Source organism: bacterium (genome assembly GCA_037131655.1).
GTDB lineage: Bacteria > Armatimonadota > Fimbriimonadia > Fimbriimonadales > JBAXQP01 > JBAXQP01.
This window is the reverse complement of record JBAXQP010000125.1, coordinates 1-7,925: the sequence shown is the minus strand read 5'-3', so window position 1 is coordinate 7,925 and position 7,925 is coordinate 1. Positions and strand designations below refer to the sequence as shown.

The following is a 7,925-nucleotide window of genomic DNA, read 5'->3' as shown; positions in this document are numbered from 1 at the left end:
TTTCTTTATGACTATTGATGCAAGACCGCTAGAGGCAAAGGCAGCTATGGCAGGCCAGAATATGAAGCGCCGCCAATAGGAACAAAACGCTAACCCTGCGATAATAATAAGTTGAATATGTCCCAACCCCAAGCTCGTAATAATCCACATGGGTATGGCTAGCCAAGGGTAGTGAAAGTGTTGCTGAAACGCAACATAAAGAATGTTATCGAGATGTCGAGGACCTTCCATTAAATTTATATTACCCCGTATAGGATCCAAGCGGTACAATTGACTTTATTGTTTGGGAAGTGAGGGTTTATGCATCGTACGGATTGGTTAAAGGAAGCTAAATGGGGCGTGTTTCATCATTTTCTTGCAGACACAGCCGTCTATCGCGCATTTATGCCGGATGAGGTCTGGAATGATTTGAGAGCTACAGTAGGTAGGCCTGATTTTGTCTTCAAACTACGTGCCGATTTCGGCATGAGCCTAACAGTAAGAGACTGGAATAAGTATGTCGATAACTTTGATGTCGCTGCTTTAGCAAAGCAGCTTGAAGAACTTAACGCCGGTTACTACTTCATCACAATCGGCCAGAATTCCGGCTTTTACTGCTCGCCAAGCCGCACTTATGATGAAATCGTCGGAATTAACCCCAGCAAATGCTCTGAACGCGATCTGATAAGCGATCTCTATAAGGCGCTTACCCCCAAGGGTATCAAGTTAATGGTTTACCTCCCATCCGGCGCGCCGCATTATGATGAAGCTGCGAAAGAAGCGCTTGAGTGGCAAAAAGGCGACTTTCGCAACTCTGAATTCCAAGTTAAATGGGAGAGCATCATCCGAGAATGGTCAGAACGATGGGGAGACAAAGTAGCCGGTTGGTGGTTTGATGGGTGCTATCATGCCGATGCTATGTATCGCCATGAATCCCCTCCGAATTTTGCTAGTTTTGCAGCCGCCGCCCGTTCCGGTAATTCTAACAGCCTAATTTCCTTCAATCCAGGCGTTCTCGATCCGATCATTACTATGACAGAGCACGAAGACTATACTGCTGGTGAAATGGATACACCATTGAACGTTCAATGCCCCGGCAGATGGATCGAGCAGGCGCAGTGTCAAATGCTAAGCTATCTAAGCTGTTGGTGGTATTGGACTGATAGGATGCGATTTACTGGTGAGCAGGTAATCGATGTCACAAAGCGCATCGTATCTAAGGGTGGGGTTGTCACATGGGATACCTATTTTGAGCCAAACGGCCATATTCCTGAAGAGCCTTTCAACCAACTACACGCAATTTCAAAAAGTGTCAAATAAATTCTTATTAGGGTTGGATCAAACTATTTAGTGTGATAAAATATAATTATGGAATTAACAAGCATGCCCGATACAGAGAGAAACTTAACACGCTCGTTTGATAAGCTTTGGAAAGAGTTAGCAGGCTATTATCATGTCTACGATAAGACCAAAGATAAACTTACCTTGCTCTTTGACGATCGTGTCGATAAGGCTATTCGGGAACGAATGGATGCCGAAGTCGAGGCGCATCCAGAATGGACGTCATTCCAGATCAAGTCGCGCATGCACGAAGTAATAGCGGAAATGGCTGAACCGGTTATTTTCCGGCAAACCCCTTTCCCCTTCGAATGTAAATGCCGACCTCAAACAAGCTGGGGAGTGGCGAGTGTTGGCAATTGGATGCGATATAAGTACACCGATAGGTACTTCGCTGAAGTACCGCGAGAGAATTATTTAAAGTATCGCGATCTGGGATTCGGTTTTCCCTTCTACCCTGTTGATGACGACCACTACAACCTTGGCTATGATGTCATCCTGGAGAAGGGGCTTCTTGGGCTTATTGCGGACGCCAAAAAGTCATTAGCCGAACACACGGATGAGCATCAAAGGGATTTTTTAAATTCAGTTATCCGAAGTCTGAATGCATTACTCCACCTAATCGAGCGGTTTGCCGATGCGACCGAAACCGCAGCGAAGAATGAATCTGATCCTTTATTGGCAACCCAGTTGAAGCGCTCTGCCGACGCTATGCGCTATGTTCCTGCAAACCCCGCACGGAACTTTTTCGAAGCGCTTCTCACACTCAGCGCTTGTAGAGAACTCTTTGCAACCTTTGACGGGGTGGGCATCTCCATCATCGGCCATCTCGATCGCCATCTGACTTCCTACTATTTGGCGGACTTGGCGAACGGAACGCTCACGGAGGAAGAGGCTGCGGATTTGTTGATACGGAATATGGTTTTGACCGATGCCCGCTTCGATATCCATAACAATCCATTCCCTGAGACATCATCTACGATGGAGCTGGGCGGTTGTGATGAAAAGGGAGTACCCATCTACACCCCCCTGACCAAACTTATTCTGCAAGTACACTGTGATTTAAAGTTAATTAATCCTAAGCCCCAGTGCCGCATTAGCAGCAAGTCCGATCCGGCTTATATTCAACAGCTCGCCGAAATCATCGCTAGCGGGCACAATACTCTTGCCGTTTACAACGACGATGTACTCATCCCTGCTCAGCAAAAAATGGGCAAAAAGCTTGAGGACTGCCGTTTATATGTCAACGGGGGTTGCCAGGAGCATATGCTGTTAGGCACAGAACCGACCGCCGGCGCCTATTGGTGGTACAACCTTCCGCGCATTATTGATTTCACGCTCCATCCTGATGTCAAGGAGCAAGACCCTACCCTCCCAATTAACCCAGTCGTCGAGCCGAAATCGTTCGATGATATTTATGACATATATTTTGCCAACCATCGAGCTATTCTCGTTGATATTACAAGCTCTGTTTCCCAACAGGCTAAAGCATGGCCCGAAGTGAACCCTTGCCCGCTCATTTCTTCAACAATGGCTGACTGCTTAGAGAACGCCAAGGACCTTACCGAAGGCGGCACACGCTATGGCCCAAGTTCCGTTTGGATACTCGGGTTTGCTACGCTTGTTGATAGTCTGAACGCGATCCGACTAGCCGTTTTCGAAAGAAAGCTGTGCAGCTATCAGGAGCTTATGAATGCTTTGCGGGCCAATTGGGAAGGATATGAGGAACTGCGTGGAATGCTAACCAAGCTCCCCCACTTCGGCCAAGATGATAAGGAAACTGACGAATTTGCGGGACGAGTAGCTCGAGATGTTGCTTCCGGATTCAAAGGATTGACCAATGAGCGTGGAGGCCCATTCCAACCGGCATTCTTCTCATGGTATTGCTTCGCTGATTTCGGTACAATTGTGAAAGCAACACCCGACGGACGCGCATCAGGAGAGCCGCTCTCGCGAGGGGCCGGCCCGAGTAATATAGCGCGAGTGCCAACCATCGCTCACTTCATTTCTTCAATGTCAAAAGTTGATTTTTCTGATTATCCGGCAATTGCGGTGATCGATGCCCAGTTGCCGCTGGCCTCCAATTACGAAGTAACTGTCAACGCTTTTTCTTCTATGCTGAAAGCTTTCGTAATGCAGGGGGGGCCGATGCTACAATGCTCTGTTGTGAACCCTGAGATACTAAAAGCTGCTCAGGATCACCCCGAGCAACATTCCGGTTTGGTTGTCCGTGTTTGCGGTTTTTCAGCATACTTCGTCGCCTTAGGCAAGGGCGTACAGGACGAAATCATCGACCGTACACTCTTACGTATGAACTAATAGAGGTTAATTTATGCTTAGCTTGAACTACAAAAGAAATACTGAGAAAATATACTCTCCGCTAGAGTTAGCCTGGAAAGAACTGGTCGACTACTATCAGCGATACGATGAGACCCAAGATGATTGGTGCCTTCTGTATGACAAGACCGTCGATGACGCGATCCGAGAACGGATGGACGCCGAGGCAGATGCGCATCCGGAATGGACGACTATCGAGGTCAAATCGCGTATGCATGAAGTCATCTCGGAGATGGCTGAGCCGGTTATATTTCGATCGACTCCGTTTTCATTCGAGTGCAAACTTCGCAACGCCAATAGCTGGGGCTGTTGGGGTGTCGCCACTTGGACAAGACAGAGGTTCCACCAACGGTTCAACCGCACGAATGTTTGGGATCGGTATAAACCCATTACCGAAGCCGATTTAAGCGGTTTCTATAATTCAGTTGACTACGACCACTATAACATCGGCTATAACGTTGTATTAAAAAAAGGTTATTTAGGCCTAATCGCCGATGCAGAGGCTTCGATGGCCATGCACCCTGATGAGGCCTCACAGGACTTCCTAAAAGGTGTTGTCCGAAGTCTTAAAGCAGTTCTTCATCTAGTAGAACGGTTCGTAAACGATACCGAAGCTGCTGCTGCCGTCGAAACCGACCCAGTAGTGGAAGCTCGCTTGAGGAAGGCTGCAGAGGCGATGCGTCAAGTGCCTGCCAATCCTCCTCGCAATTTTTATGAAGCGCTCATGTCCATGTGCTCCACTCGTGAACTTTTTGCTTCATTCGAAGGGGTTGGAGTTTCGATCCTTGGGAATCTTGACAGGCATCTCTCACGCTTCTATGAGGCCGATATTGCTAATGGCACACTGACTGAAAAAGAAGCAGAAGAAATCCTTGCCCAGTACTTGGTCTTGACCGACATCCGGCATGACGTTCATCACAACCCATGGGCGGAAACATCCACCACTATGAACTTAGGCGGGTGTGACGAAGAAGGCAATCCGCTTTATACACCCCTTACGAAACTCATTTTAAAAGTGCACGACGACCTAAAACTTATCAATCCCAAACCCCAATGCCGCATCAGCAGTAAATCGGACGAATCTTATATACGACAACTCGCCGAGATTATCGCCAATGGGCGAAACGTCCTAACCATTTTCAACGACGATGTTCTCATCCCGGCGCAGGTGAAGATGGGCAAAAGAGTAGAAGACGCCCGTTTGTATGTGAACGGAGGATGCCAGGAGCATGCTCTGGAAGGGGTCGAACATTCCGAAGGCGCGCATTGGTACTTCCCGCTCGTACCATCACTGCAACTAACACTGCATCCTGACCGATTAGCCAAGCATCCATCTATCGGTTTTGTTCCGGTGACCGATCCGAAGAGCTTCGACGATGTGTACAACGGCTTCAAGCGCAACGTGAAGTGGGTACTTGATACGGTTTCCGCTTTGGAGTATGAGCAGGGAAGTATTTGGCCTGAGGTGAACCCCTGCCCGCTAATTTCGGCAGCGATGGCTGACTGTATCGAGCGCGGTAAGGACTTTACTCAAGGCGGCGGCCGCTATGGCCCGATGGCTATCTGCTTCTGGGGATTGGCAACAATTGCTGACAGCCTGAACGTGATCCGAATTGCCGTCTTTGAGAAGAAGCTGTGCACTTATGATGAATTCATGACGGCAATTAGAGCTAATTGGGTTGGTTATGAAGACCTCCATGCGGCCGTTATGAAACTTCCTCACTATGGGCAAGATACGGGGGTTGCCGATGAATTTGCCGCCAAGGTCGCGCACGACATCGCGATGGCCTGTAACGGCATGACCACCGTGCGCGGCGGGCCTTATCAGCCGGCTTTCTTCTCCTATTGGGGGTTCAGCAGCGGCGACGCGATGGCCACTCCTGATGGCCGCGAGGCAGGAAACTATGTTTCCCAAGGCGCCTCTCCAAGCCGCATTGCCCGCGTTCCCAGCGTGGCACACTATATATCCTCTATCTCTAAGATAGACTGGACCGATTACCCGTCAGTTGCCGTGCTAGATATGCAGCTACCTCTATCGCCCAATTCCGACTCTCTCGTTGACGCGTACGTTGCTCTGCTGAAGACGTTCGTCAAGCAAGGCGGCGGCATGGTTCAGTGCTCGGTCGTCAATCCGGAAACCCTCAAGCACGCCCAGGTACACCCCGAACAACATGCCGACCTGGTAGTCCGAGTAGCCGGCTACTCCGCCTACTTCACTGCGCTAAACAAGAACGTACAAGACGAGATCATCACACGGCATTTGATCGGGATGGGGTAGAGGGAAGAGGTGAGCTTTCATTACATTCCAATCCCCGCCAATTGGCATAATCTTGTGGAAGTTTGGTCTGGAATACTTACGCACAAGCCCCCTGCGCAGGGCAAGTTTTCATTTCACCGAGGAACTGCGCGTGGCGATCGAAGCGTTCATTGAAGCTTACGTACCAACCGTCAAGCCGTTCGTTTGGCGTAATAGAGAAGTAAGGGATCGCAACTTCGCTATACTATCCTGTATTTATGCGATTAAGCAGTAACGTCTTGCCTCTTGCATCTTCCCCATAACCTTTCCCTAAAGGGGTATTAGCTGGCGGGTTTCAGCGCTTTGTTTGCCGGCAATTCCGCGGCGTGGGTGATGCGGTTTCGGCCATTTCTCTTTGACATATAGAGGGACTTATCCGCTTGATCAATGAGATCGGCTCGTGAGGCGATTGCAGGAGTTACGGTGGCGACACCGATACTAACGGTTACTCCACGCTGTTTCCATGGCGCTGTCTCGATACCGGCACGAATTCGCTCGGCGAGTATGAGGGAGCCGTCTAGATTGGCATTACGCATGATTACTGCAAATTCTTCACCACCATAACGTGCAACGAAATCACCGGCTCGGATATTTTCTTCCAATAATCTCGCAACGTTTTGAAGCGCTTCGTCTCCAAGGGGATGGCCGAAAGTATCGTTAAAATCTTTGAACTTGTCAACATCGATCATTGCCAGGCTCATTGGAATATTTTGTCGAAGCGAGTAAAGCATTTCTTCTTCGAGCCTTTCCTGGAAAGCTCGGTGGTTATATAGCCCGGTAAGGCCGTCCAAAGTTGCGAGCGTTTTCAGTTTGGTGTTTGCTATTTCCAACTCGTGTTTTTGCTGTTCGGTCTGCTGCTCTAACGTTTTGCGTTCGGTAATATCGATTGTTGTGCAGACAGCGCCAATGATTTCTCCATCTCCTCGTCGCTGTGGGAAAATGTAGGAGAGCAAGTAAAGATTTCTACCTTCAGGGTGCTGGTAAGTCCATTCAAGACCATTGAATAATTGTCCGGCGAAAACACGTGAATGGCTCTTTTTTAAGATTGCCTTTGAAGCTTGCTGGTTAAACAGGTCATTCACTTTCTTCTGGAATGCCAGTTGAGAAGGGACGCCAAAAAGTTTCTCGCTTTCCCTGTTCCATTCATAAATTTTGCCGTGTTTATCGAATGTATGGCAGGCAATCGGTAAGTTCTCAAAGAGTTCTTGGAACCTGCGCGTGGGTTGATTATTAAGAGAATTTATCGCTGCCAAGTGGTCTTTGGTTAATCGCAAATGCTCTGAATTCTCTTGGATCTCAGTGCGTATGGCGAGAATACGAGAGGCAACTTTTAACCGAATAAGAAGCTCTTCCTTATCAAGAGGTAATTTGAGAAAATCATCAACTCCCACATCCAGAGCGTCATTGAGATTATTTATAACTGAGTAAGAGGGCAACAGGATTGTATAGACGTAATTAGCTGTTTCTTTGTTGCGGATTCGTTGGCATAGTTCAAGGCCATCGAAGTCAGTATCCCATGCCGAGACTACGATTTGGATATTCTCGTCTTGGAGGCATTCCCATGCTTGTTCAATATTTGAGGCGCTAATGACGTTGTAGCCGATCGACTGCAGAACCTCCTGAAGAGATTGGGCAGAGACTGGCTTATTTTCAGCAACAAGTATTCTCATGCCGCTACTCCACAGGATAGATTAGCGTTTAGTATTGTATGAAAAGCATTCTGCAGCGTTACAGGCATGGGTAACGGCATGGCTTTAACGATGCGACCTGCTTGTGCCTTTATTCTATAACTGCGACCTCGAGGTCTGTAATCAATCACCATTTATCTCCTAGACTAGTCAACAAGAGCAAATACATCCGTCTCTTATTGCATGAACTTATTCTATTTCCATTACACGGAACAAACGAATTCATACCAATTGTATTTTCGGTTTCAAAAAGGCTTGAATATACCTGCAAAATTACTGTTATCATC

General features: G+C 48.1%; 5 protein-coding genes. 3 read left to right on the top strand and 2 right to left on the bottom strand.

From position 1 onward, the window contains the following. Positions 1–231 (bottom strand): hypothetical protein (locus tag WCO51_07240; protein ID MEI6513056.1); only part of this gene is annotated, 231 nt, incomplete at its 3' end. Positions 232–300: 69 nt separating this feature from the next. Here WCO51_07240 and WCO51_07235 point away from each other — a divergent pair. Genes WCO51_07235 through WCO51_07225 form a run of 3 tightly spaced genes read left to right on the top strand, consistent with a single transcriptional unit; the run spans position 301 to position 5,932 of the window. Then, positions 301–1,299, top strand: coding sequence for an alpha-L-fucosidase (locus tag WCO51_07235; protein MEI6513055.1), 999 nt, complete (start codon positions 301–303; stop codon positions 1,297–1,299). A 48-nt stretch (positions 1,300–1,347) separates the two neighbouring features. Then, positions 1,348–3,636: a pyruvate formate lyase family protein gene (locus WCO51_07230; GenBank protein MEI6513054.1), complete on the top strand. Its 2,289-nt coding sequence runs from the start codon at positions 1,348–1,350 to the stop codon at positions 3,634–3,636. A gap of 13 nt (positions 3,637–3,649) precedes the next feature. Beyond that, positions 3,650–5,932, top strand: coding sequence for a pyruvate formate lyase family protein (locus WCO51_07225; protein MEI6513053.1), 2,283 nt, complete (start codon positions 3,650–3,652; stop codon positions 5,930–5,932). Between the two features lie 299 nt (positions 5,933–6,231). Here the strand turns inward: WCO51_07225 and WCO51_07220 are convergent, their stop codons facing one another. Further along, on the bottom strand, positions 6,232–7,620 hold the full coding sequence (locus WCO51_07220) for a diguanylate cyclase (GenBank protein MEI6513052.1): 1,389 nt from the start codon (positions 7,618–7,620) through the stop codon (positions 6,232–6,234). Positions 7,621–7,925 lie beyond the last annotated feature (305 nt).